The following is a 23,052-nucleotide window of genomic DNA, read 5'->3' as shown; positions in this document are numbered from 1 at the left end:
CCCACGGTGTGACCTCGCCCATAACGACCCCGTACCGCCGGAGAAATTACTGTCGAGTAGTGTTACTCGCGTAGATCTTCCCGTTCGGGCCACTGGAGCCGGTCCGGACGGGAAGATCATCCAATTGGTTCTATCGGCAACTTATCCGCTCATGTCTGGATACAGGCCACCCAACTCCCCTGTCCTGATAGCTATTCGGGCCATGAACAAGATCACCCGCCGGCAGGCTTTGGGTACTACCGCCGGTGCACTCACCGTCCTTGGTCTCACCGCCGCCGCCACCAGCGCGAGCGCCTCTCCCACCGTCGCCACACCTCCGGCGACGGGTCAGGTCGACGAGGTCTACCAGGGCCGACGCATCCAGATCACCCAGGGCGGAGGGGGCGGCCACCACGGCGGCCACCACGGCGGCGCCGCCCTGCCCACCGTACGAATAGACGGCCGCGAGCTGCACGTGATGCGCAACGCCGACGGCAGCTGGATCAGCGTGGTCAACCACTACGAGACCTTCGCCGATCCGCTCTCCCTGGCCCGCGCCGCCGTGCGCGAGCTGCAGGGTGCCGTCCTCGCTCCGTTCGCGCCCATGGGGGGCATGGCATGACCGTCCGCAAGAACCAGGCCGCGCTGTCCGCCGAGGAGAAGCGCGCCTTCGTCAACGCGCTGCTCGAACTCAAGCGCAACGGCAGCTACGACCGCTTCGTGACCACCCACAACGGGTTCATCATGAGCGACACCGACTCCGGCGAGCGGGTCGGCCACCGCTCCCCCTCCTTCCTGCCCTGGCACCGGCGCTTCCTGCTGGAGTTCGAGGCGGCGCTGCAGAAAGTGGATCCCTCGGTCTCGCTGCCGTACTGGGACTGGACGGCCGACCGCACCGCCCGCTCCTCGCTCTGGGCCGCCGACTTCCTCGGCGGAACCGGACGGGCCCGCGACGGGCAGGTGCTCGACGGGCCGTTCTCGTACGCGACGGGCAAGTGGAACATAAACGTCCGGGTGGACGGGCGCACCTACCTGCGCCGTGCGCTCGGCACGGGCGTGGCCGAGCTGCCGACCAAGGCCGAGGTGGACGCCGTCCTCGCCATGCCGGTGTACGACATGGCCCCGTGGAACAGCTCCTCGAACGGCTTCCGCAACAACCTGGAGGGCTGGCGCGGCGCCAACCTGCACAACCGGGTGCACGTGTGGGTCGGCGGGCAGATGGCCACCGGGGTCTCCCCCAACGACCCGGTGTTCTGGATGCACCACGCCTTCGTGGACAAGCTGTGGGCCGAGTGGCAGGCACGCCACCCGCAGTCCCCGTACCTGCCGGCGGCGGGCACCGCGAACGTGGTGGACCTCGGCGACACCATGCGGCCGTGGAACGACGTGACCCCGGCGGACATGCTGGACCACCGCAAGTTCTACACCTTCGACGCCGAGCCGGTCGCCGCCGCCAGCCAGCGGTAGTGCAGTTCGGGGCGGCCGACCTGGCCGTACCGGGGGGTGCGGTCCGCGCGGCCGGTGTCCACCAGGTGCTCCAGGTAGCGGCGGGCGGTGATCCGCGAGATCCCGGCCGCCTCGGCCGCCCCCGCCGCGGTCAGCCCCTCGGGCGCCGCCCGCAGCAGGGCGGCGACCCGGTCCAGGGTGGGCGCGCTCAGCCCCTTGGGGAGGGCGGCCGGACGGGGTGCGCGCAGGGCCGCCATGGCCCGGTCGACGTCGTCCTGGCCGGCCGCCTCGCCCGCCGTCGCGCGGAACTCGGCGTAGCGCAGGAGCCGTTCGCGCAGGGTCGGGAACGCGAACGGCTTCAGCACGTACTGGACCACGCCGAGCGAGACGCTCTCGCGGACCACCGCGAGGTCCCGCGCGGAGGTCACCACGATCACGTCGACGGGGTGCCCGGCGGCCCGCAGTCCGCGCGCGAAGCGCAGCCCGTGCCCGTCGGGCAGGGTCAGGTCGAGCAGCAGCAGGTCGACGCGGGTCCGTTCCAGGACCCGGGTGGCCTCGGCCAGGGAGTGCACGGCCCCGACGGCGGTGAACCCCGGCACCCGGCCGACGTACAGCGCGTGGGCGTCGGCGGCGACCGGGTCGTCCTCGACGACCAGCACCCGCACCTCGCCGGCGCTCACCCCTGGCCTCCGGCGGTGGGCAGCTGCGCCCCGAGGCCGGTCCCGGCCCGCGGGGACGCCGCCGGCAGTCGTACGGTGAACTCGGCTCCCCCGCCCGGCGCGCTGGCCGCCTCCGCGCGGCCTCCGTGCCGCAGCGCCACCTGGCGCACCAGCGCCAGGCCCAGGCCCCGCCCCTCACCCTTGCCGGACCAGCCGCGCCGGAAGACGTCCACTCCTTCGGGCAGGCCCGGGCCGCTGTCCGCGACCCGGAGCAGCAGCCCCTCGGCATCATGGCGCACGGTGACCGCGATGCGCCCGCCCGGGACCCCGGTGAGCGCGTCCATGGCGTTGTCCACGAGATTGCCGAGCACGGTGACCAGGTCCCGGGCCGACGGGATCCCGGGCCCGCTGTCGATGGCCGTGCTGTCGGGGGTGACGACCAGTTCCACGCCCCGCTCGTGCGCCTGGGCGGCCTTGCCGAGCAGCAGGGCCACCAGCACCGGTTCCCCGACGGCGGTGACCACCTCGTCGGTGAGGGCCTGCGCCAGCTCCAGTTCGGCGGTGGCGAACTCCACGGCCTCGTCCGCGCGGCCGAGTTCGATCAGCGAGACCACCGTGTGCAGCCGGTTCGCCGCCTCGTGCGCCTGCGAGCGCAGCGCCTGGGTGAAGCCCCGCTCGTGGTCCAGCTCCCCCGTGAGCGCCTGGAGTTCGGTGTGGTCGCGCAGGGTGACCACGGTGCCCCGGCGGCCGCCGCCCGCGACGGGCGAGCTGTTGACGACGAGCACCCGGTCCGCGGTCAGGTGCACCTCGTCGACGCGGGGCCGGTCGGCGAGCAGGGCCCCGGTGAGCGGCGCGGGCAGCCCGAGGTCGGCGACGCCCCTGCCCGTCATCCCGTCGTCCAGGCCCAGCAGTTCGCGCCCGGCGTCGTTGATCAGCGTGATCCTGCGCTGCCCGTCGAGCAGCAGCAGCCCCTCGCGCACCCCGTGCAGGGCCGCCTGGTGGTAGTCGTACATGCGGCTGAGCTCGGCCGCGTTCATGCCGTGCGTGTGGCGGCGCAGCCGGGCGTTGACGATGTACGTGCCCGCGCCGCCGAGGGCCAGCGCCCCGGCCGCGACCCACGCGAGGGCGGTGAGCTGTTCGGCGAGCCGGGCGCTGATCGCGCGGACGGTGATGCCGGCGCTGACCATGCCGACGACCCGGCCGCCGTCCGTCAGAGGGGTGACGACGCGGATCGACGGGCCGAGGGTGCCGGTGTAGGTCTCGCTGAAGGTCTCGCCGCGCAGGGCGGGGGCCGTGTTGCCCATGAAGGGCTCGCCGATCCGGCGCGGGTCCGGGTGGGTCCAGCGCCGCCCGGCCGGGTCCATGATCGTCACGAAGTCCACCCCGGAGTCGACCCGCACCCGCTCCGCGTACGGCTGGAGCCGGACCGTGGGGTCGCTCCCGAGCGCGCCCTCCCGTACGGCCTCCCGGACCGACGGGGAGTCGGCGACGGCGCGGGCCACCGCCCCGGCCTGGCGCCGGGCGGCCTCCTCGGCCTGGCCGCGTGCGGTGGCGTACGCGAAGACGGCGCATCCGGCGACGACCACGGCGACCAGCAGCACCTGCATGGCGAACAGCTGGCCGGCGAGGCTGCGTGGCGGCCGGGGCAAACGGAACATGGCGCTCAGTGTGCACCGGGCCGTGAACTCAATGAACGCAAGGGTGACCGGGGTCACAACGCCGCGCGATGGTCCTCCCGGAACGTTTTCACCACCAGGAGGCATCGTGGCCGCCACGCGCGACAGAACGCACTATCTCTACATCGCGGTGATCGCCGCGGTGCTCCTCGGCATCGCCGTCGGCTTCGCCGCACCCGGCGCGGCCGTGGAGCTCAAGCCGCTGGGCACCGGCTTCGTCAACCTCATCAAGATGATGATCTCGCCGGTGATCTTCTGCACGATCGTGCTGGGCATCGGTTCGGTCCGCAAGGCCGCCAAGGTGGGGGCGGTGGGCGGACTCGCCCTCGGTTACTTCATGGTGATGTCCACGGTGGCCCTCGCCATCGGCCTGCTGGTCGGGAACCTGCTGGATCCGGGCAGCGGACTGCACCTGACCGAGGCCGCGCGGCACGCGGGTGAGGCGCAGGCCAAGGCGGGCGTGGCCAAGAGCACGCCGGAGTTCCTGCTGGGGATCATCCCGACCACCCTCGTGTCCGCCTTCACCGGCGGCGAGGTGCTGCAGACCCTGCTGGTGGCGCTGCTGTGCGGGTTCGCCCTCCAGGCCATGGGCGCGACCGGCGAGCCGGTGCTGCGCGGGATCGGCCACCTGCAGAAGCTGGTCTTCCGGATCCTGGCGATGATCATGTGGGCGGCGCCGGTCGGCGCCTTCGGGGCGATCGCGGCGGTGGTCGGGGCGACCGGCATCGACGCGCTGAAGTCCCTCGCCGTCATCATGATCGGCTTCTACACGACCTGCCTGCTCTTCGTCTTCGTGGTCCTCGGCACGCTCCTGCGGGTGTGTACGGGTGTCAGCGTCTTCGCCCTGCTGCGCTACCTGGGCCGGGAGTTCCTGCTGATCCTGTCCACCTCCTCCTCGGAGTCCGCGCTGCCGCGGCTGATCGCCAAGATGGAGCACCTGGGGGTGTCGCGCCCGGTCACCGGGATCACGGTGCCGACCGGGTACTCCTTCAACCTGGACGGGACCGCGATCTACCTGACGATGTCCTCGCTGTTCGTCGCCGAGGCGATGGGCAAGCCGCTGGCCCTGGGCGAGCAGATCTCGCTGCTGCTGTTCATGATCATCGCGTCGAAGGGCGCCGCCGGGGTGACCGGTGCCGGGCTCGCCACGCTCGCCGGCGGACTCCAGTCCCACCGGCCGGAACTGGTCGACGGGGTCGGCCTGATCGTCGGCATCGACCGGTTCATGAGCGAGGCGCGGGCCCTGACCAACTTCGCGGGGAACGCCGTCGCCACGGTGCTCATCGGGACGTGGACGAAGGAGTTCGACCAGGAGCGGGCCGCCGAAGTACTGGCCGGGCGGCTTCCGTTCGACGAGACCACGCTGGTCGACGACGGGCACGGCGCGCCGCGGGACGCCGCCGTACCGGTCCAGTCGGCCGGCGACAAGGACGGCGTACTGGTGTAACCGGGACGCCCGTACGGACCGGCCGGGCAGGGTTCGCCCCCACGGTGCCCAGCCCGGCCGGTTCCGACTCCTCCCGATCCTCCCGAGAGGGTCGGTTTTCGGCCACGAGCCGGAGAAGGTGCCTGCTGTAAAAGGTACTTCCGTATCGGGGCACGCTTCTGACATCTTGCGTCCACCACTCGTTTCGTACGGCCCGGCAGGTGCCACCCGCACCACCGGGCCATCGGAGGACGCATTGATACCCCACATATCCAGCCGACCTCGACGTACCCTCGTGCTGGCCGCCACACTCGGCGCCGCACTGGCCTTCGGGGCCCCCGCCGCGCTCGCCGGCACCGCCCCGGTCCCGCCTGCCGGTCCCACCGCCTCCGCGCCCGCCGCGGCGGCGCCCAAGGCCGCGGCCCCGACTTCCCAGAGTGCGACCTGGGTTGCCGGCACCCGCTCCTACCTCGTGATCACCGCCCCTGGCGACACCACGGCGGTGCGCAACGCCGTCACCGCCAACGGGGGCACCGTCTTCTCGAACTTCGACGCGATCGGCGTGATCGTCGCCCACTCCTCCTCGGCCGGCTTCGCCGCGACGATGCGCGGGGTGAGCGGGGTCCAGCAGGTCGGCGCCACCCGCACCTCGGACGTCCCGGCGGACGCCTACAACCCGGCGCTGCCCGCCAATCCGGCCCAGGCGACGACCCCGGCCGGCGAGCCGGTCCGCGCCGATATGAGCCAGATCAAGGCGGACCAGGCCTGGGCCGTCACCACCGGCTCCGCCTCCGTCAAGGTCGGCATCCTGGACACCGGTGTGGACGACCAGCACCAGGACCTGGCACCGAACTTCAACGCGGCGGACTCCGTCTCCTGCGCCTACGGCAAGCCGGACACCCGTACCGGCGCCTGGCGGGACGTGGACACCCACGGCACGCACGTGGCCGGCACGGTCGCGGCCGCCAAGAACGGCAAGGGCGTCATCGGCGTGGCCCCCGGCGTGAAGATCGCCTCGGTGCGCATCGCCGAGCCGAACTCGACGCTGTTCTACGCCGAGAACACCGTCTGCGGGTTCGTCTGGGCCGGTGACCACGGCTTCAAGGTCACCAACAACAGCTACTACACGGACCCGTGGCAGTTCAACTGCCCGGACAACGCCGACCAGGCCGCGATCATCGAGGGCGTCAAGCGCGCCCAGGAATACGCGGAGGGCAAGGGCTCGCTCCAGATCGCCGCGGCGGGCAACGAGAACTACGACCTCGCCCACAAGACGACCGACTCGGCGAGCCCGAACGACTCGACCCCGGTCACCCGCACCATCACCAACGCGTGCATGGACATCCCGACCGAGCTCCCGGGCGTGGTCACGGTCGCGGCGAACGGCACCGGCGTCACCAAGGCCTCGTTCTCCAACTTCGGCCAGAACGTCATCGACGTCGCGGCCCCGGGCAGCAACGTCTACTCCACCGCGCCGGGCGGCGGTTACAGCACCAAGAGCGGGACCTCGATGGCCACCCCGCACGTCGTGGGCGTGGCGGCGCTGATCGCCAGCGCCAACCCGGGCATCACCCCGGCGCAGATCCGCGACAAGCTGGCCACCCAGGCCAACGACATCGCCTGCCCGTCGGACAGCCGCTGCACCGGCACCACGGCGAACAACGCGTTCTTCGGCGAGGGCCAGGTCGACGCCCTCAAGGCCGTCGGCTCCACCCCGCCCCCCGGCAAGTACTTCGAGAACACCGGTGACTTCGCCATCGGCGACAACACCACCGTGGAGAGCCCGATCACCGTCAGCGGTGTGACCGGCAACGCCCCCGCCACCCTCAAGGTCGGCGTGAACATCGTGCACACCTACATCGGTGACCTGAAGGTGGACCTCGTCGCCCCCGACGGCACGGTGTACACCGTGCACAACCGGGCCGGAGGCAGCACGGACAACATCAACACCACCTACACCGTGAACGCCTCCTCCGAGGTCGCCAACGGCACCTGGAAGCTCCGGGTCAACGACAACGCCGGCGGCGACACCGGCAAGATCGACTCCTGGAACCTCACCTTCTAGCACCACGCTGCTGCGGGGCCGCCGGCGAGCACCTGCTCCCCGGTGGCCCCGTACGCGTTCACCTGGTGCGCAGCACGCAGTCCCCGCACAACCCGCCGCCCGGCACCCGGTAGTAGAGGCAGCAGCTGCGCCGTACGAAGGCCACCCCGAGCCCCTCCTCGTGGATGAAGGTGCCGGTGCCGGCCAGCGCCCCGCCGTCGGCCAGCAGGGCGGCCGCGAGCTCCACGGCCCTGCCGCCGGGGACCCGGTCGATCAGCACCCGCAGGGCGCCGACCAGGCCCGAGGCCGCATTGCCCCGCAGGACCTTGGGCGAGACGCCGAACCGCTCCCGCAGGCCCGCGTCGAGCACGGCCAGGTTCCCGAGGACGGTCCCCCCGAGGTCGCCGGCCGGCAGGTCCACCGGTTCGGGGAGCCACAGTTCCAGCGATCCCGCGCCCGGCAGCCGCCACCACACCCGGTCGGGGGCCAGGTCCGGCACCCGTCCGGCGAGGGCGGCGCAGCCCAGCCCGATCGACCAGAGCCGGGAGGCGATCCCGAGCTGCGCGGTGGAGGCGGCCACCCGGCCGGGCCCGCTGCCGATGCGCCGCCCCACCTCGGCGACGTACGGCCCGAGCCGGTCCCCGTACAGCGCGCTGAGCGGCAGGAACCCGGGACCCGGCGGCTCCTTCCCGCAGGGCACGGTGAAGAAGGGCCCCACGGAGGCCAGTTGCCTCAGTACGTCCTCCACGCCGGGCCCCGTGTCCCTCGTCGTCGACCAGTCCATGCCGAGATGATCTCAGGCGCCCGCGTCACGCCGCCCGAACGCCGGCCCGTACGGGCCCTGCGCCCGTGCGCGCCGACTCCGCCCGGCGCACCGCGGGCCCCATGCCGTACGAAGCGGCCAGCAGGACCGCGCCCAGCAGCAGCCAGCCGGGGATCCCCCACACCAGGAGCAGCGAGGTCAGCACCAGCGGTCCGGCGGTCCTGGCCACCGGGACCCCGGTGCCGAAGAACCCCTGGTACTGGCCGATGCGCTCGGCGGGGGCCAGCGAGAAGCCGATCTGCCAGGACCCGGCGGACTGCCGCATCTCGGCGTCCACCTGGAGCACGGCACCCGCCACCAGCAGCGCGGCGGCCGCCCAGCCCGCACCGGGCAGCGCGGAGAGCGCGAAGACGGCGCAGGACGCGGCCATCACCAGCCCCGACACCCGCACGGCCCGGCGCGCGCTGTCCAGGTCCCTGACGGGACGGGCCGCGCGCACCTGGAACAGCATCACGGCGACGGTGTTCAGCACGAACAGCGCCGACACCAGCCAGCCGGGGGCCCGGGTGCGTTCCACGATCCAGAGCGGGATCGCCAGGCTGAGCAGCGGCATCCGCAGGAGCAGCACCGCGTTCAGCTGGGTGACCAGCGCGTACGGCCGGTCCCGTAGCACGGCCAGTCGCGGTTCGCCGGCCGCCCGCCCGGCGGTGGGCGCCGCCGCCGGCAGCCGCAGCAGCACGGCCGCGCAGACCAGGAAGCTCAGCGCGTCCAGCACGAACACCGCGAGGTAGGCCCGCTCGGTGTCGGCGGCCAGGGCGAGCCCGCCGAGGCCCGCGCCCAGCGCCAGCCCCCCGTTGAGCATGGACTGCAGGTGGGCCAGTACGCCGGTCCGCCGCTCCGGCGGGACCAGCGCCGCCAGCAGCGCCTGCCGGGCGGCGGCCAGCCCGCACTGGGCGGTGGCGTAGACGAGGACGGCGAGCAGGAAGCCCCAGAAGGACCGGGTGAAGAGGAAGGAGAGGACGGAGGCGGCGGTGGCCACGGCCAGCGCGGCCGAGGTGCCGCGCGGCCCCCGCCGGTCGGCGAGCGCGCCCAGCGGTACCCCGGCGACGGAGCCGACGGCCCAGGCGATCGTCAGCCCGAGGCCGATCTGCGCGGGCGACAGACCGGCCACGCGGCTGAAGTAGAGGGCCGAACACACGTAGTAGGCGCCGTCTCCGACGGAATTGCTCAGCTGAGCGGCGGCCAGTCGGCGCGGTGCTCCGGGCGGGGGCAGGATCCGTATCGTCACCGCCCCATTGGACCAGCCCGATGGCCCGCCCCCGCAGTCCATTTCCCCCTTCATCCCCTGGGCCATTCGGCCGGGTTCACAGGGCGGCGAGGAACTCCAGCAGGACCCGGTTGAAGGCCTCGGGCTGCTCCACGCCCGGCAGGTGGCCGGCCCGGTCGATCACGGCCAGCACGGAGTGCGGCATCAGCGCGTGCAGGGCCTCGGCGTCCGCGACGGGGGTGTAGACGTCGTCCGCGCCTACCACCACCAGGCAGGGCTCCGTCGCCCCGGCGAGCACGGGCCGGTAGTCGGGGCGCTCGGCCCGGCCGCGCAGCGCCGCGGCCGCCCCCTCCGGGTCGGTCGCGCACATCATCGCGCTCACCCGCGCGGCCGCCTCCGGCATGCCGACGACGTTGTAGGGCGCCAGCATCTTGTCGATGACCTCTTCGGCATAGGGCCGCATGCCCTCGGCCAGCAGCCGTTCCGCGAGTTCCCGGCGGAACTTCCGCCCCTCCTCGGTCTCCGGCACCGGCGAGGTGTCGGAGAGGACGAGGGCCCGTACCACACCCGGGTGGCGCAGCCGCATCTCCATCGCGATCTGCCCGCCCATGGACACACCGCCGACGACCACGTGTTCGAGGTCCAGGCGGGCGAGGAGGGCGGCGATGTCGTCGGCGAGATCGGCCAGCAGCGCCTTGCCGGGCACCACCGGGCTCTCCCCGTATCCCCGCAGGTCAGGGGTGATCACCCGGTACCCGGCGGCCGTCAGGGCGGCCGTCTGGGGGGCCCACATCGTGCGGTTGAACGGATGTCCGTGGATCAGGATTACGGCCGCCCCGCCGCGGGGACCAAGGTCGTCGAAAAAGAGGTTCACGCCATTGCCAAATTGGGGGTTCATGAGAGGACTTTAAGGGGCTACATTGAGCCACTCGCGTTCACCTGACAGCCCGTTGCCTTTCACCCGTGTTTTGCACGGGGGGCGACGTCAGAGACGCAGACTGTGCAACCACCCCACCGCCCAGAAGGACCGAAGGCTCCGTGCCCGTACCCGTACTCCTCGCCGGCCGCTCCGTGCGGCTCGAGCCCCTCGCCCCCCACCACACCGAGGCCTTGGCCCTGGCCGGGGCCGAGGATCGTACGACTTACGCCTTCACCCCCGTACCCCATGGGGTGCAGGCGTCCCACGAGTACATCGACCGCGCCCTCGCCGATCAGGCGGCGGGTCGATCGCTCCCGTTCGCGGTGGTCAGAGCCACCGACGGCCGGGTCGTCGGTTCGACCCGGTTCCTCGATCTGGACTACTGGCAGGGGCCGCTGGTGTGGCCCGCCGTGCCGGGCGTCCCGTTCGGTGATCCGGCGACGGCGATCCCCGATGCCGCCGAGATCGGCAATACCTGGCTGTCCCCGGGCGCCCAGGGGACCGGCATCAACACCGAGGCGAAGCTGCTCATGCTCCGCCATGCCTTCGAGACCTGGGGCGTCCGGCGGATCTCCCTGCGCGCGGACGCCCGCAACGGCCGCTCGCGGGCCGCGATGGAGCGCCTCGGCTTCACCTGCGAGGGGGTCCGCCGGGCCCATTCGCGGGGGCTCGACGGCGCGGTCCGCAGTACGGCCTTCTACTCGATCCTCGACGAGGAGTGGCCGGCCGTGCGGTCGATCATCGAGCTGCGGCTGTCGGCCGGCGCGCAGCGCAAGCGGCGCCGCAAGACCCTGATCCCCGCCTAGCCGGCGGGGCGGAGCGCGCATCCGGCGTAACGGTCCTGCGGCGGCCCTCCCCCGGCCCTCCCGGCGTCAGCCGAGGAAGGCCGGGGCGAGGGCCGACGCCATGAGCCGTGCGGGGGCGCCGCTGCCGTCCGCCGGTACGGAGTAGAGGTCCGCGCCGAAGTCCCCCGGCAGGGAGTAGACGACGGTCCGGTCGTCCGTCCACACCACCTGGTCGTCCACGCTGCGCTCCTCGGCGAGCGGGGTCTCCTTCATCGAGGCCAGGTCCAGCGCGTACAGCCGCCACGGGGCGTCGGCCGAAAGGCCCGGCACGCGCTTCTTGAACACCAGCCGGGTTCCGTCGGGCGACAGCGACGGGCACTCCAGGTTCTCGCGGAGCGTGGTCACGGTCCGCTCGGCGAGGTCGCCGCGGACCAGGTGGGTCTGGCCGCCGGTGGCCAGCGTCGCGTAGAAGGTCCGCTCGTCGGCGGCGAAGGTGACCCCCCAGAAGTTCACGTCGGCGCTGCGGTACGGCTTGCCGTCCTTGAGGATCGTGAAGTCCTCCAGGGAGGCGTCGAGCCTGCCGGTGCGCAGGTCGAGCACCGAGGTCCGCGTGGAGAAGTTCGTCCCGGCGTACGAGTCCCCGCCGACGAAGACCGTCCAGGCCGCGAGGTGCCCGCCGGGCGAGACCCGGGCGCGGGTGGGGATGCCGGCCAGCGGGTGGGCGGAGAGCTCCTTGAGGCCCGCGTCGAGGACGACGGCCCGGTAGCCGTCCTGGACCCCGCCCTTGTCGGCCTGGAGGCAGATCCCGGTGCCCGCCGCCGAGTGGAAGCGCAGGCAGCTCACGCCGGAGGCGGTGCGGGCCCCCTCGGGCTCCGCGGCGGGGACGGTGGCGAGCTCGTCGCGGTGCGGGCCCCAGGCCATGTTGCGGAACACGATCCGGCGGCCGCCCTCGCCGGGGGTCAGCGAGACCGCGCCCCGGGTGATCTGCGGGCCTCCGGCCTGGGTCTGGTTCTTCTCGTCGGCCCGGGAGGAGGCCCGCACGACGGCGAGCACCCCCACGGCGGCGAGCAGGACGACGGCGGTGGCGAGGATCAGGATCCGGCGCTGGAGGGTCATGGGGGGCCTTTCGGTCGTGCCGGGACGGGGATCAGTCCGCGGCGGGGATCAGCCGTACGCACACCGCGGCCGCCACGGCGAGCAGGACGGCGGCGACGGCGAGCGCGGGGCGCGCGCCCCACACGGTCCAGGCGGCGCCGAAGCCGAGGGAGGCGGCGAAGCGGGCGAGGGCCTGGCCGGTCTGGACGAGGGCGAGTCCGCCGCCGCGGTGCTCCTCGGGCACGGCTCCGGCGGCCGCGGCCATCAGTACCCCGTCGGTGGCGGCGTAGAAGCCGCCGTGCAGCAGGAGCACCGCGTAGGGCAGGGCGGGATGGTGCCCGCCGACGAGGAGCAGCCCGTACGCGGCCAGCAGCGCGAGGTGCCCGCCGAGGAAGACGCGGCTGCGGCCGATCCGGTCGGCGAGCCGGCCGAGCGGCAGCGCGAGGAGGAAGAAGGCGGCGGCGGTGCCGAGCGGCAGCAGGGCGAACCAGCGGTCGGCGATCCCGGTGGCGCGCTGGAGCAGCAGGAAGACGAAGCCGTCGCTGACGGTGCACAGTCCCAGCAGCAGCGCGCAGAGGCCGATCCGGCGCAGGTCGGGGCGGCGCAGCAGGCCGAGGGCGGCCCGCAGGGAGACGGGCTCGGCCGCCGGCGCGGGCCGGGTGCGGCCGCCGGGCACGAAGAGCACGAGCACCAGTACCCCGAGCGCGGCCACGCAGGCGCTGACGGTGAAGACCGCGTCGTAGCCGTCGGCGGCGCCGCGCAGGATGAGGAAGGCGAGGACCGGCCCGATCAGGGCGCCCGCGGTGTCCATCGCCCGGTGGACGCCGAAGGCCCGCCCGCGTTCCTCGGGGGCGACGGCGAGGGAGATCAGCGCGTCGCGCGGGGCGGTGCGCAGTCCCTTGCCGGTGCGGTCCAGTGCGAGGACGGCGCCGATGGCGGGGAGGGTGTGGGCGAGCAGGAGCAGCGGCTTGCACAGGGCGGAGAGGGCGTAGCCCAGTCCGGCGAGGGCCTTGTGGCGGCCGAAGCGGTCGCCGAGGTGGCCGCCGGTGAGCCGGACGAGGGCGCCGACGCCGTTGTAGAGGCCGTCGAGCAGGCCGAAACCGAGCGGGGAGAGCCCGAGTCCGGCGACGAGGTAGAGCGGGAGCACGGCCGTGACCATCTCGGAGGAGACGTCGGTGACGAGGCTGACCGTGCCGAGGGCGAGCACCGTGGGCGCGAGCGCGGCACGCCGCCCCGGGCTGGTGCCCGGGGCGACGGCCGGCGTCTCGGGGGTCACGGCGGGCGCGGGGGTGCCGCGACTGTCCGCAACGTACATGATCAGGAAGCCCAGATCCCCGTGATGTCCTTGGCGGTGGCCGCGTTCCCGGCGTGGGTGGTCAGGCCGGCCAGGCCCTCCAGGGTGCGCAGCACGTCGTAGTGGTTGTAGGTGGTGCCCGAGGTGGATCCCGGGGTCACGGGCTGGCCGTAGAACACCGTGGGGATCTTGTTGCCGGCGAGCCGGTTGTCCTCGTCGAAGGTGACGACGAGGAGGCTGTTGTGGGTCTTGGCCCAGTCCGCGTAGGGCTTGATCTTGTTCTTGAGCCAGGTGTCGCCGGTGCCGACGGAGCAGTCGTGCATGTCGTTGCACAGGTCCGGGACGACGAAGGAGACCTTGGGCAGGGTGGTGAAGTCCGTCGGGAACTGCGTCATGGTCTTCGCGGTGCCGGTGGGCACGTTGGAGAAGGCGAACCAGGGGTTGTGTTTGCGGGCGTAGTTGCCGCTGGAGCAGGTGGTGGAGCCCTGGCTGGGCAGGCCCTCGTTGTAGCTGCCCCAGCTCTTGCCGGCGGCGATCAGCTCGGAGGCCAGGTTGGGCGCGGAGCTGAAGCCCGGCGTGTAGCAGCTGTCGCCGGTGACGCCCTGGTTGGAGCCCGAGAAGAGCTGGAGGTAGTTGGGCTGGCTCGGGTGGGTGATCCCGTACGACTGGGTGAGGTTGGCTCCCCCGCTCTTGAGGGAGTTGATGTACGGGGCGCTGGAGCTGCCGATGACCTGGCTGTAGGCGTGGTTCTCGAAGACCACGACGACGACGTGGTCGGGGGCGGGCAGGCCCGCCGCCCGGGCGGGCTGTGCGGCACCGATGCCGGCCCAGAGGGCGGTGCCGGCGGCGGTGACGGCGAAGGCGGTGGCGAGGGCGGTCTTACGGCGGAGCTTTGGCAGGCGCATGCCAAACACGTGGTACCTCCGGGCGGAGTGGGGGTTCTGGTGGCGGCGCGGACGCACGATACCCAGGGACATGTGCATGGGCCAGGGACAGTCGGCGAACGGAACGGGAACTCCACGGGCCTTCGAGGCGTCGGGCAACGACCTTCCCCAGATCACCCCAAGAGAAGGAAAAATGAGGAACCCTGGCATGCTTGCGTTCATCCTTCGAACGGAAGAAGGATCACGCCGCAGACCACCCGCCCCCCGGGGCAGCACCAGCCGGAGAGCCACCGCACATGTCGTACGCACCCGACGGGCAGCAGTACCAGCCGTACCGGCCGGAAGGGCAGCAGCCGCAGCAGCCCTACGGCGACCAGTACGGCCGGCCGTCGTACGGACAGCAGCAGCAGCCGTACGGGTCCCAGGGCGGGTACCAGCCGCCCTACGGACAACCGCAGCCCCCGTACGGGCAGCAGCAGGCTCCGTACGAGCAGCAGGCTCCGTACGGCCAGGAGCCGCCGTACGACGAGGAGCCGGAGCCCGCGCCCCGGCGCAAGTCCCGCGTCAAGCGCTGGGTGATAGCCGGTGTCTCCCTCCTCGCGCTCGGCGGCATCGCGGCCGGAGTGATGGCGTACTACGAGATACCCCCCTTCACCGACAAGGGCTCGGCGGTCTCCTTCGGGCAGCCGCCCGCCGGCGGCGGCGACAAGAAGGGCGACGCCCCCCATCAGCCCGCGAACTCCAAGATGCTGATGCCGACCGGGCCGCAGGCGGAGTTCAAGAACTCGATGACCCTGGCCGACGGGACGCACGTGGCCGTCACCACGCTCGCCGGCAAGAAGTCGGGCTTCACGGGCAAGGTGTGGGTCTGGGCGCCCAAGGAGTACAACGACCCGAAGTTCGCCAAGAGCGGCTTCCCGGTCATGATCGCCCTGCCGGGCGGCGCCGGCTTCCCGAACAACTACTGGATGGGCACCGACCTGGGCCTCCAGACCAGCATCGCCAAGTGGTACACGGAGGGGAAGAGCAAGCCCTTCATCCTGGCGATGCCGGTCCTCAACCCGGCGCCGGACGACAAGGGCATCTACTGGGACGGCTCCGACATCCCCGACCAGCCGAAGATGGGCACGTGGCTGACCGAGGACGTCCCGGACCTGATGAAGGCGAACTTCCGCACGGTCAAGTCCCGTGACGGCTGGGCCTTCATGGGCTCCTCCACCGGCGGGTTCGCGGGCCTCAAGGCCGTCCTCAAGCACCCGGACAAGTTCAAGGCCGTCATCGCCTCGGGCCCGGACATCGTGCCCGACTCCTCCCTGTGGAAGGGCCACGACAAGGAGAAGGCCGAGAACAACCCGGAGATCCTGGCGAAGCAGCTCATCGACAAGAAGGGCCCGGACGTCTACCTCGCCTTCCAGGTCGGCGACAGCGAGAGCAACAAGAGGACCCTGCCCGACGTGCAGAAGTTCATCGCCACCTTCGGCAACAAGGGCCCGATCCACACCGACCTGAGGATCATCAAGGGCGGCCAGCACAACGCCAAGACCTACGTCCCGAACATGGGCGAGGGGCCGATCCAGTTCATCAGCAAGGTCATGGAAGGACCCGTCGAGTAAGCTCCGGCGCCTCCCCCGCCCGACCCTCCTCCTTCTTCCGCTCCGGCCCGCCGAACACCTTCGGCGGGCCGCTGCCGTTCCAGGGCGCCCAGCCCGGATCCCCCGTGACCGCGAAGCGGACCCAGGCCCCGTGCATCTCCTCGGCCAGCTGCTGCGGGGTGTCCGGCCCGGCCAGCCAGGAGGCCTCCCGCACGCCGAGCGTGTCGAACACGAAGCCCAGCTCCAGGGCGTGGCAGGCGCCGAGCCCCGGTACGCCGGAGGGCCAGGCGAACTCGTACAGGAAGCTCGGCGCCCCGCGCTCCGACCCGGCGAGCCGCCGCAGCGGATCCCGCAGGAGCCGGTCGGTGAGCAGCTGTCCGGCGAGGTCGGCCGGGCCGGCCCCGGGCAGGGCGGCGCGCCACTCCCGTACGGCGGCCAGGTCCTTGCCGGTGCGCCGCCGGGCCAGCGCCACGGTGAGCGGGCCCAGCCGGTCGAGCAGCCGCATCCCGCCGGTGGGGGCCAGCCAGAGGCGGTACTCCTCGGTGGTCCACCCCAGCAGCAGGGGTACGTCGGCGGCCGCGCCGACCGGGTCGGCGGGGACGGTGGCGGGATCGGCGACCAGGCCGAAGGCGGGGCCGCCGATCAGCGGGTTCGACCTGCGCAGCACGGCGGCCTGGGCGGCCAGCAGGTCGGGCAGGGAGACGGCGGCGAAGGCCCCGGCGGTCGCGGGCACCTTCAGCAGCGAGGCCATCCGCCGGACCATGGCGCGCACCCGGTCGCGCGGCAGCACCTCGGGGGCCCCGCTCTGCAGGACCGCACGGGCGAAGAGCCCGGCGGCCTTCGGCGCGGCGAGCAGGGCGCCGATGCTGATGGCCCCGGCGGACTCGCCGAAGACGGTGACGCGGGCGGGATCGCCGCCGAAGGCCTCGATGTTGTCCCGGACCCATTCCAGGGCGGCGATCTGGTCCAGCAGGCCGCGGTTGGCCGGGGCATCGGGGAAGAGCCCGTAACCGAGCACTCCGAGGCGGTAGTTGAAGGAGACGAGCACGATCCCGTCGCGGGCGAAGGCGGAGCCGTCGTAGACGGGGACGGCCGAGGAGCCCCGGGTGAGCGCCCCGCCGTGGATCCACACCATGACGGGCAGCCGGGCCCCGGGCGCGGGATCGGGGGTCCAGACGTTGACGTTCAGGCAGTCGTCACCGGGGACCTCGGGGTCGGGCAGCAGGGTCGCGAAGGGGTCGGGGTAGGGCACCTTGGGCGCGGTGGGGCCGTAGGCGCCGGCGTCGCGCACGCCGTCCCAGGCGGCCGGGGGTGCGGGCGCGGCGAAGCGGAGGGCGCCGACGGGCGGGGCCGCGTACGGGATCCCCAGGAAGGCGGCCGTCCCGTGGCGTGCGGTCCGGCCCTCGACCACGCCGTGCGCGGTCCTGGCCCGGGGACGGGCGCCGTCGCCGCTCGGGTCCTCGCCCGCGCGGTCGCGGCCGCCCTCGCCGGTGCCGCCGCCCGATGCGCTCATCCGTCCTCCTGAATCCGGGGCCTTGCCGGTCGCACGCTCGCACAACAGTCCAACGGGTGACAAGGCGTGACCGTGCCGGGGCCCGCTCGTGTTGGACGGGCATGCGATCCCTGCGTATCCACCATGCCGTGCCCCTCCTGCTGCTGGCGGCCGCCGCGCTGGCCGGCGGCCCGGCCCGGGCTGCCGGCGGGCCCGACTTCCAGTACCTCGGCGAGGACAACCAGGTCCACGCCCTCGAGGCGCCGAAGGGCTGCGTCAGGGCCGAGGGCGCGGCCGCCGGGGCGGTCACGAACCGGACCCGGGGGACGGCGACCCTCTACCAAGGGCCGCGCTGCACGGGCCGGGCGGTCGCGGTCCTGGAGCCGGGTTCGGTCAGCCAGGTACGGCCGTCCTTCGCCTCCGTCAAATTTGGTGTCACCAGGTAGGACCAGCGGCCGTGACCCCTGGGCCGCCGCCGCGTTGTATGCCATGTCAAATGCCGCAGACTCTGTGGCGCCCCCCATATATCTCACGAGGAGATCTTGATGTCGCGTATCGCGAAGGCATTCGCCATCACCGCTGTCACCGGTACCGCCGTGGCGGCCGGTGCGGGTCTGGCCGTCGCCGATGCCGGAGCGCACGGTGCGGCTGTCGGCTCCCCCGGTGTGCTGTCGGGCAACCTGGTCCAGGTTCCGGTCCACGTCCCGGTCAACGTCTGCGGCAACACCGTCAACATCATCGCCCTGCTGAACCCGGCGTTCGGCAACACCTGCGTCAACGCGTCGGGCCACGACGGCGGCCACCACACCGAGGGCGAGGGCTACGGCCACTGATCGCCTGAGTGACGGAAGGGCCCCCGCCGTTCGGCGGGGGCCCTTCCCGTGTGCCGTGCCGTGCGCCGTCCCGCGTGCTCCGGGCGCGCCCTTCGGGGCGCGCCGCCCGGCATCATTCGTAGCGGTACAGGCCCTGGTGGCCGAACATCTCGCGAGGGGTGACGTTCCACGGGGGCATCGGCTCGTCGAGCGAGATGACCCGGCCGCGCTGGGGGTCGCCAAGCTCGGGAGGGGCGGCGGGCAGGTAGCCGGAGCCGGGGTGCTTCTGCTGCCAGCGGTCCCAGACCAGGTCCACGAAGGCGTGGTGCAGCCAGAACGCCGGGTCGTTGGGGGCCGCGCCGCCCGTCATGTGGCCGCCGATCCACTGGTGGACCTTGTTGTGGTTGCGCCAGCGCTCCGTCTTGGGGGCCGCCCAGCCCTCCAGCTTGTTGCGGAAGCCGCCGGCGGAGGCGGTGGAGTCCCAGGGCGAGACGTCGTAGACCGGATCGTCGATGGCCCACTGGAGTTCGGACCGGGTGGGCAGGGCGATCGGGCTCTGCGGGCGGCCGAGGTTGCGGGTGAGGTAGGCGGCCTCCCTGATGCCGACGGTCACCGTCCAGTTGCCCGAGTCGTAGGCGAAGGGGCCCGTCATCACCCGTCGGTCGTCGGCCCGGCCGGTGCCGCCGAGGAAGTCCTCGGCCCACAGGGAGGAGGCGGGGCTGTTGTCGGTCGTCCAGTCCCAGTACGGGACGGACACGCTCGGGTCGATCTCCCGCAGTTCCCGCTCGAACTCCAGCAGGTAGCGGCGGTGCCACGGGAAGAACGACGGGGACATGTGCCCGACGCGCAGCCCGCGGTCCCGGTCGGGCACGAAGTACTTGTCGTGGGTGCGCACGAGGGAGTCGTAGGTGCCGTTGCGCTTGAGCTCCAGCACGGCCGCCGTGAAGCTCCTCTTCTGCGCCCTGGTCAGGTCCTTCTGGTTCTGCCGGGTGTACAAGGCGGGGCTCCTCCCGTCAGCCGTGGTGGGCGGCGGAGGCCAGCGCGAGCTGTGCCGTGCCCAGTTCGTCGACGGCCGCGCGGGCGAGTTCCAGTGGCGTCCCGAAGGACTGGAAGTGGTTGACGCCGCTGAGGTAGCTTCCGTCGGCCCGCCGCATGACGTGCAGGGGGCGGCCGTCGATCCGTACCCCCGCCGAGTCCACGGCGATGTGCCGGCCGCGGTACGTCTCCTCCTCGGCGAGGGGGGCCGGGGTGAGGGTCTGCCGCGGGCGCCGGGCGCGCAGTACGGGCGCCAGGGCCGCGGCCGTACCGGCGAGCACGGCCGCGGTGAAGGCCGTACGGAGGAACCCGCGGCGGGTCGGAAATGCGGCGGCAGGTGCGGCGGACATACGGTCTCCCTCGCTCGGTGGCCGGTGACGACGGGATTAACGCGGCGCGGCGGGCGAGGTCACCCTTACGGGTCCCCTGCGGGTCCCCTGCCGGGGGCTCGGCGGCTCCCCGGGCGGGGGCTCGGCGAGTCCCCGGGCGGGGGCTTATGGGGGGGGCGGAGGGTCAGAGGGCCGGGAGTTCGGCGAAGTCGGCCACCAGGCCGCGGTGGTGGCCCGTGGTGCCGAGGGCCAGGGAGTCGGCCTTGGCCCGCTTCAGGTACAGGTGGGCCGGGTGCTCCCACGTCATGCCGATCCCGCCGTGGAGCTGGACGCACTCCTCGGCGGCCCGGACGGCCACCCCCGAGCAGTACGCCTGCGCGACGGCCACCGTCAACGGCGCGTCGGGGGCCGCCACGGCCAGCGCGTCGGCCGCCGCCCGCGCCGCCGCACGGGCGGACGCCACGTCGAGCCAGAGCCGCGCGAGCCGGTGCTTGAGGGCCTGGAACGAGCCGACCGGCCGGTTGAACTGGTGGCGGCCGCGGACGTGCGCGACCGTCTGCGTCAGGCACCATTCGGCGAGCCCGAGCTGTTCGGAGGCCAGCAGCCCGGCCCCCGAGAGAAGGGCTCCCGCGACCGCCGCCCGCGCCGTGGCGGGATCGGCGAGGAGGGTGCCGGTGGCCTCCCGCAGGGTGACCGTGGCCAGCGGGCGGGTGAGGTCCAGCGCCACCTGCTCGGTCAGCCGGGCCGAGGCGGCCGGGACCGCGTACAGCCCGGTGTCGGCGAGGACCAGCAGGACATCGGCGGCCACGGCGTCCGCGACGGCGGAGACCGTCCCGGTCAGGACGCCGCCCCCGGAGTCCCGGACGGCGGCCGGCAGCGGCGCGCCCGGCGCGAGGGTCAGCGGCACGGCCGGTACGCACACCCGGTGCCCCGAGGCCAGCTCCCGCAGCAGCGGGGCGGCCTCGGCGGTGTCGCAGCCGAGCAGGATCTCGGTCGCCAGCACCGCGCTCGTCAGGTACGGCACGGGCGCCGCGGCCCGGCCCAGCTCCTCCAGGACCACCGCGGCCTCCCGGTGGCTCGCGCCCTGCCCGCCGAGCTTCTCCGGTACGAGGAGTCCGGCGGCCCCGATCCCGACGGCGAGGGTGCGCCACACGTCCGGGTCGTGCGGCCGGCCGGTTTCGACGCGGGCGAGCACGGCCGCGCCGTCGCAGCGGTCCTCGAGGAGGGACCGTACGGCGGAACGGAGTTCCTCCTCGGTGTCCGAATAGAGCAGATCCGTCATCGTGCCAGGTCCTTCCAGGCGAGGTCCTTGTCGTCGCGCGGCTCGGGGGGCAGGCCCAGCACGCGTTCGGCGACGATGTTGAGGAGGATTTCGCTGGTGCCGCCCTCGATGCTGTTGCCCTTGGCGCGCAGGTAGCGGTAGCCGGCGTCGCGGCCGGTGAAGTCGACCAGTTCGGGACGGCGCATGGTCCAGTCCTCGTACAGGAGCCCCTCCTCGCCGAGGAGTTCGACCTCCAGGCCGCTGATCTCCTGGTTGAGGCGGGCGAAGGTGAGCTTCATGCCGGACCCCTCGGGGCCGGGCTGTCCGGCGGCGAGCTGCTGGCGCAGCCGTTCCCCGGTGAGGCGGGCGACCTCGGCCTCGACCCAGAGTTCGAGGAGACGCTGGTGGAGGGCGTGGGTGCGCAGTCCAGGGCGTTCGCGCCAGGCGGCGGCGACGGGGGCGATCATGCCGCCCTCGCGGGGGATGCGCATGCCGCCGATGGAGACGCGCTCGTTCATCAGGGTGGTGCGGGCGACGGCCCAGCCTTCGCCGACGGCTCCGAGGCGGTGGGCGTCGGGGATGCGGACGCCGGTGAGGAAGACCTCGTTGAACTCGGCCTCGCCGGTGATCTGGCGCAGCGGCCGGACCTCGACGCCGGGGGCGTGCATGTCGCAGAGGAAGTAGGTGATGCCCCGGTGCTTGGGCAGCGCCGGGTCGGTGCGGGCGATCAGGATGGCCCAGCGGGCGGTGTGGGCGCTGGAGGTCCACACCTTCTGGCCGTCGACCACCCACTCGCCGGTGGCCTCGTCGAGGACGGCGCGGGTGCCGAGCGCGGCGAGGTCGGAGCCGGCGCCGGGCTCGCTGAAGAGCTGGCACCAGACCTCCTCGCCGATCCACAGGGGGCGCAGGAAGCGGCGCTTCTGCTCCTCGGTGCCGTACGCGAGGATCGTGGGGGCGGCCATGCCCAGGCCGATGCCGATCCGGCGGGGGTCGTTGTCGGGGGCTGCGGCGGCCTCCAGTTCGGCGTCGACGACCGCCTGGAGGGTGCGGGGGGCGCCGAGGCCGCCGAGGCCCTCGGGGTAGTGGACCCAGGCGAGGCCGGCGTCGAAGCGGGCGCGCAGGAAGTCGGTGCGGGGGATGGTCGCGGGCGGGTGCGCGGCGAGCAGGGTCCTGGTCCGGGCGACCAGGTCCTCGGCGGTGACCGTCATCGGGAGGCACCCCCGTCCAGGGCCGGTACGACGACCAGCCGGCCGGTGGTGGCCCCGTCGGCGAGGCGCTGCACGGCGTCGGCGGCCGCGGCGAGCGGGACGCGTTCGCTGATCAGCGGCTTGATGGCGCCGTCCGCGGCGAGCCGGGTGAGCTCGGCGTGGCAGGCGGGGATGGCGGCGGGTTCCTTGGTGGCGTACAGGCCCCAGTGCAGTCCGAGGATCGCGTAGTTCTTGACCAGGGCGTGGTTGAGGGCGGGGGTGGGGATGGTGCCGCCCGCGAAGCCGACGACGACGATCCGGCCCTCGAAGGCCACGCATTTGGCGGAGGCGGTGTAGGAGTCGCCGCCGACCGGGTCGTAGACGACATCGGCGCCGCGCCCTGCGGTGAATTCCTTGACGCGGGAGGCGATGTCCTCCGCCGTGCGGTCGATGACCAGGTCGCAGCCGAGTTCCTCGGCGGTGCGCGCCTTGGCCTTGCCGCCGACGACCCCGATGACGGTGGCCCCGGCGGCCTTGCCGAGCTGGACGGCGGCGCTGCCGACCCCGCCGGCGGCGGCGTGCACGAGGAGGGTCTCGCCGGGCTGGATGCGGGCGCGGCGGTGCAGGCCGAACCAGCCGGTCTGGTAGCCGATGTGGAGTGCCGCCGCCTCGGCGTCGTCGAGGGTGTCGGGGGCGGGCAGCAGGGCGCGGGCGGGCGCGGTGACGTACTCGGCGAAGCCGCCGTGCGGAAGGCTCGGGTTGGCGATGACGCGCCGGCCGTCCTCGGTCTCGCCGCAGATCTCGACGCCGGGCGTGAAGGGCAGTGGCGGGCGGATCTGGTACTGGCCGCGCACGAGCAGCGCGTCGGGGAAGTTGACGTTCGCGGCGAGGACCTTGAGCTTCACCTCGCCTTCGCCGGGGACCGGTTCGGGAACCTCTTCGAGGCGCATGGCCTCATGGGGTTCGCCGGGGGTATGTACTCGCCATGCCTGCATCCGGGGCCTCCAGCCGCCGTCGAGGAACCATGCTGACCACGCTCCGCGGGCATACTAAGCGGTCGCTTGCCCTCCTGTGAACCCATCGCGCCCCGCGGGGGAAACGTGCGTG

Annotated in this window: 22 protein-coding genes; 8 read left to right on the top strand and 14 right to left on the bottom strand. The window is 73.0% G+C overall.

The genetic code is table 11. The features are described 5' to 3' along the window. The first annotated feature begins 202 nt into the window (after positions 1–202). On the top strand, positions 203–601 hold the full coding sequence (locus ACFTXQ_RS00855; RefSeq protein WP_382634387.1) for a tyrosinase cofactor: 399 nt from the start codon (positions 203–205) through the stop codon (positions 599–601). Beyond that, positions 598–1,446: a tyrosinase family protein gene (locus tag ACFTXQ_RS00850; protein WP_382634386.1), complete on the top strand. Its 849-nt coding sequence runs from the start codon at positions 598–600 to the stop codon at positions 1,444–1,446. The genes ACFTXQ_RS00855 and ACFTXQ_RS00850 overlap by 4 nt, the downstream gene beginning before the upstream one ends. Here ACFTXQ_RS00850 and ACFTXQ_RS00845 read toward each other — a convergent pair. Together ACFTXQ_RS00845 and ACFTXQ_RS00840 are read right to left on the bottom strand one after the other, a co-directional pair. Further along, positions 1,401–2,105: a response regulator gene (locus tag ACFTXQ_RS00845; protein WP_382634383.1), complete on the bottom strand. Its 705-nt coding sequence runs from the start codon at positions 2,103–2,105 to the stop codon at positions 1,401–1,403. The two genes, ACFTXQ_RS00850 and ACFTXQ_RS00845, sit on opposite strands and share 46 nt — an antisense overlap. Further along, positions 2,102–3,742 carry an ATP-binding protein gene (locus tag ACFTXQ_RS00840; protein ID WP_382634380.1) on the bottom strand — a complete coding sequence of 547 codons (1,641 nt, stop codon included), beginning with the start codon at positions 3,740–3,742 and terminating at the stop codon, positions 2,102–2,104. Before ACFTXQ_RS00840 ends, ACFTXQ_RS00845 begins: the two co-directional genes overlap by 4 nt. 106 nt (positions 3,743–3,848) lie before the next feature. Here ACFTXQ_RS00840 and ACFTXQ_RS00835 point away from each other — a divergent pair, with 106 nt between their 5' ends. Together ACFTXQ_RS00835 and ACFTXQ_RS00830 are read left to right on the top strand one after the other, a co-directional pair. Further along, the gene (locus ACFTXQ_RS00835; RefSeq protein ID WP_382634378.1) at positions 3,849–5,207 is read left to right on the top strand and encodes a cation:dicarboxylate symporter family transporter; all 1,359 of its coding nucleotides are present in this window, start codon (positions 3,849–3,851) and stop codon (positions 5,205–5,207) included. Positions 5,208–5,481: 274 nt separating this feature from the next. Further along, positions 5,482–7,251 carry a S8 family serine peptidase gene (locus ACFTXQ_RS00830; protein ID WP_382634376.1) on the top strand — a complete coding sequence of 590 codons (1,770 nt, stop codon included), beginning with the start codon at positions 5,482–5,484 and terminating at the stop codon, positions 7,249–7,251. A gap of 58 nt (positions 7,252–7,309) precedes the next feature. Here ACFTXQ_RS00830 and ACFTXQ_RS00825 read toward each other — a convergent pair whose 3' ends face one another. From ACFTXQ_RS00825 to ACFTXQ_RS00815, 3 genes are all read right to left on the bottom strand, one after another. Beyond that, complete coding sequence (locus tag ACFTXQ_RS00825; RefSeq protein WP_382634373.1) at positions 7,310–8,014, bottom strand: (2Fe-2S)-binding protein; 705 nt, start codon at positions 8,012–8,014, stop codon at positions 7,310–7,312. A gap of 25 nt (positions 8,015–8,039) precedes the next feature. Continuing rightward, the gene (locus tag ACFTXQ_RS00820) at positions 8,040–9,281 is read right to left on the bottom strand and encodes an MFS transporter (protein WP_382634372.1); all 1,242 of its coding nucleotides are present in this window, start codon (positions 9,279–9,281) and stop codon (positions 8,040–8,042) included. A 76-nt stretch (positions 9,282–9,357) separates the two neighbouring features. Continuing rightward, positions 9,358–10,158: an alpha/beta fold hydrolase gene (locus tag ACFTXQ_RS00815; protein ID WP_382634369.1), complete on the bottom strand. Its 801-nt coding sequence runs from the start codon at positions 10,156–10,158 to the stop codon at positions 9,358–9,360. A 140-nt stretch (positions 10,159–10,298) separates the two neighbouring features. Between ACFTXQ_RS00815 and ACFTXQ_RS00810 the strand changes: the two genes are divergently transcribed. Further along, positions 10,299–10,985: a GNAT family N-acetyltransferase gene (locus tag ACFTXQ_RS00810; protein ID WP_382634366.1), complete on the top strand. Its 687-nt coding sequence runs from the start codon at positions 10,299–10,301 to the stop codon at positions 10,983–10,985. Between the two features lie 66 nt (positions 10,986–11,051). On the opposite strand, the gene ACFTXQ_RS00805 is transcribed toward ACFTXQ_RS00810, so the two are convergent. The 3 genes from ACFTXQ_RS00805 to ACFTXQ_RS00795 are packed head-to-tail and all read right to left on the bottom strand — an operon-like array spanning position 11,052 to position 14,258. Beyond that, the gene (locus ACFTXQ_RS00805) at positions 11,052–12,080 is read right to left on the bottom strand and encodes a TolB family protein (protein ID WP_382634364.1); all 1,029 of its coding nucleotides are present in this window, start codon (positions 12,078–12,080) and stop codon (positions 11,052–11,054) included. Positions 12,081–12,111: 31 nt separating this feature from the next. Continuing rightward, the gene (locus tag ACFTXQ_RS00800) at positions 12,112–13,374 is read right to left on the bottom strand and encodes an MFS transporter (protein ID WP_382634362.1); all 1,263 of its coding nucleotides are present in this window, start codon (positions 13,372–13,374) and stop codon (positions 12,112–12,114) included. A 2-nt stretch (positions 13,375–13,376) separates the two neighbouring features. Next, entirely contained in the window at positions 13,377–14,258 is an 882-nt protein-coding gene (locus ACFTXQ_RS00795) for an alkaline phosphatase family protein (RefSeq protein ID WP_382634359.1), read from the bottom strand. A gap of 275 nt (positions 14,259–14,533) precedes the next feature. Here ACFTXQ_RS00795 and ACFTXQ_RS00790 point away from each other — a divergent pair, with 275 nt between their 5' ends. Then, positions 14,534–15,850, top strand: coding sequence for an alpha/beta hydrolase (locus tag ACFTXQ_RS00790; RefSeq protein WP_382634356.1), 1,317 nt, complete (start codon positions 14,534–14,536; stop codon positions 15,848–15,850). Here the strand turns inward: ACFTXQ_RS00790 and ACFTXQ_RS00785 are convergent. Beyond that, positions 15,828–17,342 (bottom strand): carboxylesterase/lipase family protein, encoded by a 1,515-nt coding sequence (locus ACFTXQ_RS00785; RefSeq protein WP_382634353.1) that lies wholly within the window; start codon positions 17,340–17,342, stop codon positions 15,828–15,830. The genes ACFTXQ_RS00790 and ACFTXQ_RS00785 overlap by 23 nt on opposite strands. A 101-nt stretch (positions 17,343–17,443) precedes the next feature. On the opposite strand from ACFTXQ_RS00785, the gene ACFTXQ_RS00780 reads away from it, so the two are divergent. Both ACFTXQ_RS00780 and ACFTXQ_RS00775 read left to right on the top strand, forming a co-directional pair. Continuing rightward, the gene (locus tag ACFTXQ_RS00780; protein WP_382634351.1) at positions 17,444–17,767 is read left to right on the top strand and encodes a hypothetical protein; all 324 of its coding nucleotides are present in this window, start codon (positions 17,444–17,446) and stop codon (positions 17,765–17,767) included. 99 nt (positions 17,768–17,866) lie between these two features. After that, entirely contained in the window at positions 17,867–18,154 is a 288-nt protein-coding gene (locus tag ACFTXQ_RS00775) for a chaplin (RefSeq protein ID WP_382634348.1), read from the top strand. A gap of 112 nt (positions 18,155–18,266) precedes the next feature. Here ACFTXQ_RS00775 and ACFTXQ_RS00770 read toward each other — a convergent pair whose 3' ends face one another. From ACFTXQ_RS00770 to ACFTXQ_RS00750, 5 genes are all read right to left on the bottom strand, one after another. After that, positions 18,267–19,130: a tyrosinase family protein gene (locus ACFTXQ_RS00770; protein WP_382634345.1), complete on the bottom strand. Its 864-nt coding sequence runs from the start codon at positions 19,128–19,130 to the stop codon at positions 18,267–18,269. A gap of 16 nt (positions 19,131–19,146) precedes the next feature. Beyond that, positions 19,147–19,518: a tyrosinase family oxidase copper chaperone gene (locus ACFTXQ_RS00765; protein ID WP_382634342.1), complete on the bottom strand. Its 372-nt coding sequence runs from the start codon at positions 19,516–19,518 to the stop codon at positions 19,147–19,149. A 163-nt stretch (positions 19,519–19,681) separates the two neighbouring features. Continuing rightward, positions 19,682–20,779 (bottom strand): acyl-CoA dehydrogenase family protein, encoded by a 1,098-nt coding sequence (locus ACFTXQ_RS00760; RefSeq protein ID WP_382634339.1) that lies wholly within the window; start codon positions 20,777–20,779, stop codon positions 19,682–19,684. Next, entirely contained in the window at positions 20,776–21,966 is a 1,191-nt protein-coding gene (locus tag ACFTXQ_RS00755) for an acyl-CoA dehydrogenase family protein (RefSeq protein ID WP_382634336.1), read from the bottom strand. The genes ACFTXQ_RS00760 and ACFTXQ_RS00755 overlap by 4 nt, the downstream gene beginning before the upstream one ends. Further along, positions 21,963–22,940 (bottom strand): NADPH:quinone oxidoreductase family protein, encoded by a 978-nt coding sequence (locus ACFTXQ_RS00750; RefSeq protein ID WP_382634334.1) that lies wholly within the window; start codon positions 22,938–22,940, stop codon positions 21,963–21,965. The genes ACFTXQ_RS00755 and ACFTXQ_RS00750 overlap by 4 nt, the downstream gene beginning before the upstream one ends. Positions 22,941–23,052 lie beyond the last annotated feature (112 nt).

The organism is Streptomyces sp. NPDC057010, assembly GCF_042673805.1.
Lineage (GTDB): Bacteria > Actinomycetota > Actinomycetes > Streptomycetales > Streptomycetaceae > Streptomyces.
The sequence above is the reverse complement of the archived record's forward strand: the minus strand, read 5'-3'. Positions and strand labels throughout refer to the sequence as shown.

Excerpts from the sequence above, each read along its gene's own strand:
- ACFTXQ_RS00850 (WP_382634386.1), top strand. The coding sequence starts at position 598 with ATGACCGTCCGCAAGAACCAGGCCGCGCTGTCCGCCGAGGAGAAGCGC.
- ACFTXQ_RS00785 (WP_382634353.1), bottom strand. The coding sequence starts at position 17,342 with ATGAGCGCATCGGGCGGCGGCACCGGCGAGGGCGGCCGCGACCGCGCG.
- ACFTXQ_RS00800 (WP_382634362.1), bottom strand. The coding sequence starts at position 13,374 with ATGTACGTTGCGGACAGTCGCGGCACCCCCGCGCCCGCCGTGACCCCC.
- ACFTXQ_RS00760 (WP_382634339.1), bottom strand. The coding sequence starts at position 20,779 with ATGACGGATCTGCTCTATTCGGACACCGAGGAGGAACTCCGTTCCGCC.
- ACFTXQ_RS00775 (WP_382634348.1), top strand. The coding sequence starts at position 17,867 with ATGTCGCGTATCGCGAAGGCATTCGCCATCACCGCTGTCACCGGTACC.
- ACFTXQ_RS00795 (WP_382634359.1), bottom strand. The coding sequence starts at position 14,258 with ATGCGCCTGCCAAAGCTCCGCCGTAAGACCGCCCTCGCCACCGCCTTC.
- ACFTXQ_RS00765 (WP_382634342.1), bottom strand. The coding sequence starts at position 19,518 with ATGTCCGCCGCACCTGCCGCCGCATTTCCGACCCGCCGCGGGTTCCTC.
- ACFTXQ_RS00840 (WP_382634380.1), bottom strand. The coding sequence starts at position 3,742 with ATGTTCCGTTTGCCCCGGCCGCCACGCAGCCTCGCCGGCCAGCTGTTC.
- ACFTXQ_RS00750 (WP_382634334.1), bottom strand. The coding sequence starts at position 22,940 with ATGCAGGCATGGCGAGTACATACCCCCGGCGAACCCCATGAGGCCATG.
- ACFTXQ_RS00805 (WP_382634364.1), bottom strand. The coding sequence starts at position 12,080 with ATGACCCTCCAGCGCCGGATCCTGATCCTCGCCACCGCCGTCGTCCTG.
- ACFTXQ_RS00825 (WP_382634373.1), bottom strand. The coding sequence starts at position 8,014 with ATGGACTGGTCGACGACGAGGGACACGGGGCCCGGCGTGGAGGACGTA.
- ACFTXQ_RS00780 (WP_382634351.1), top strand. The coding sequence starts at position 17,444 with ATGCGATCCCTGCGTATCCACCATGCCGTGCCCCTCCTGCTGCTGGCG.
- ACFTXQ_RS00815 (WP_382634369.1), bottom strand. The coding sequence starts at position 10,158 with ATGAACCCCCAATTTGGCAATGGCGTGAACCTCTTTTTCGACGACCTT.
- ACFTXQ_RS00855 (WP_382634387.1), top strand. The coding sequence starts at position 203 with ATGAACAAGATCACCCGCCGGCAGGCTTTGGGTACTACCGCCGGTGCA.
- ACFTXQ_RS00755 (WP_382634336.1), bottom strand. The coding sequence starts at position 21,966 with ATGACGGTCACCGCCGAGGACCTGGTCGCCCGGACCAGGACCCTGCTC.
- ACFTXQ_RS00790 (WP_382634356.1), top strand. The coding sequence starts at position 14,534 with ATGTCGTACGCACCCGACGGGCAGCAGTACCAGCCGTACCGGCCGGAA.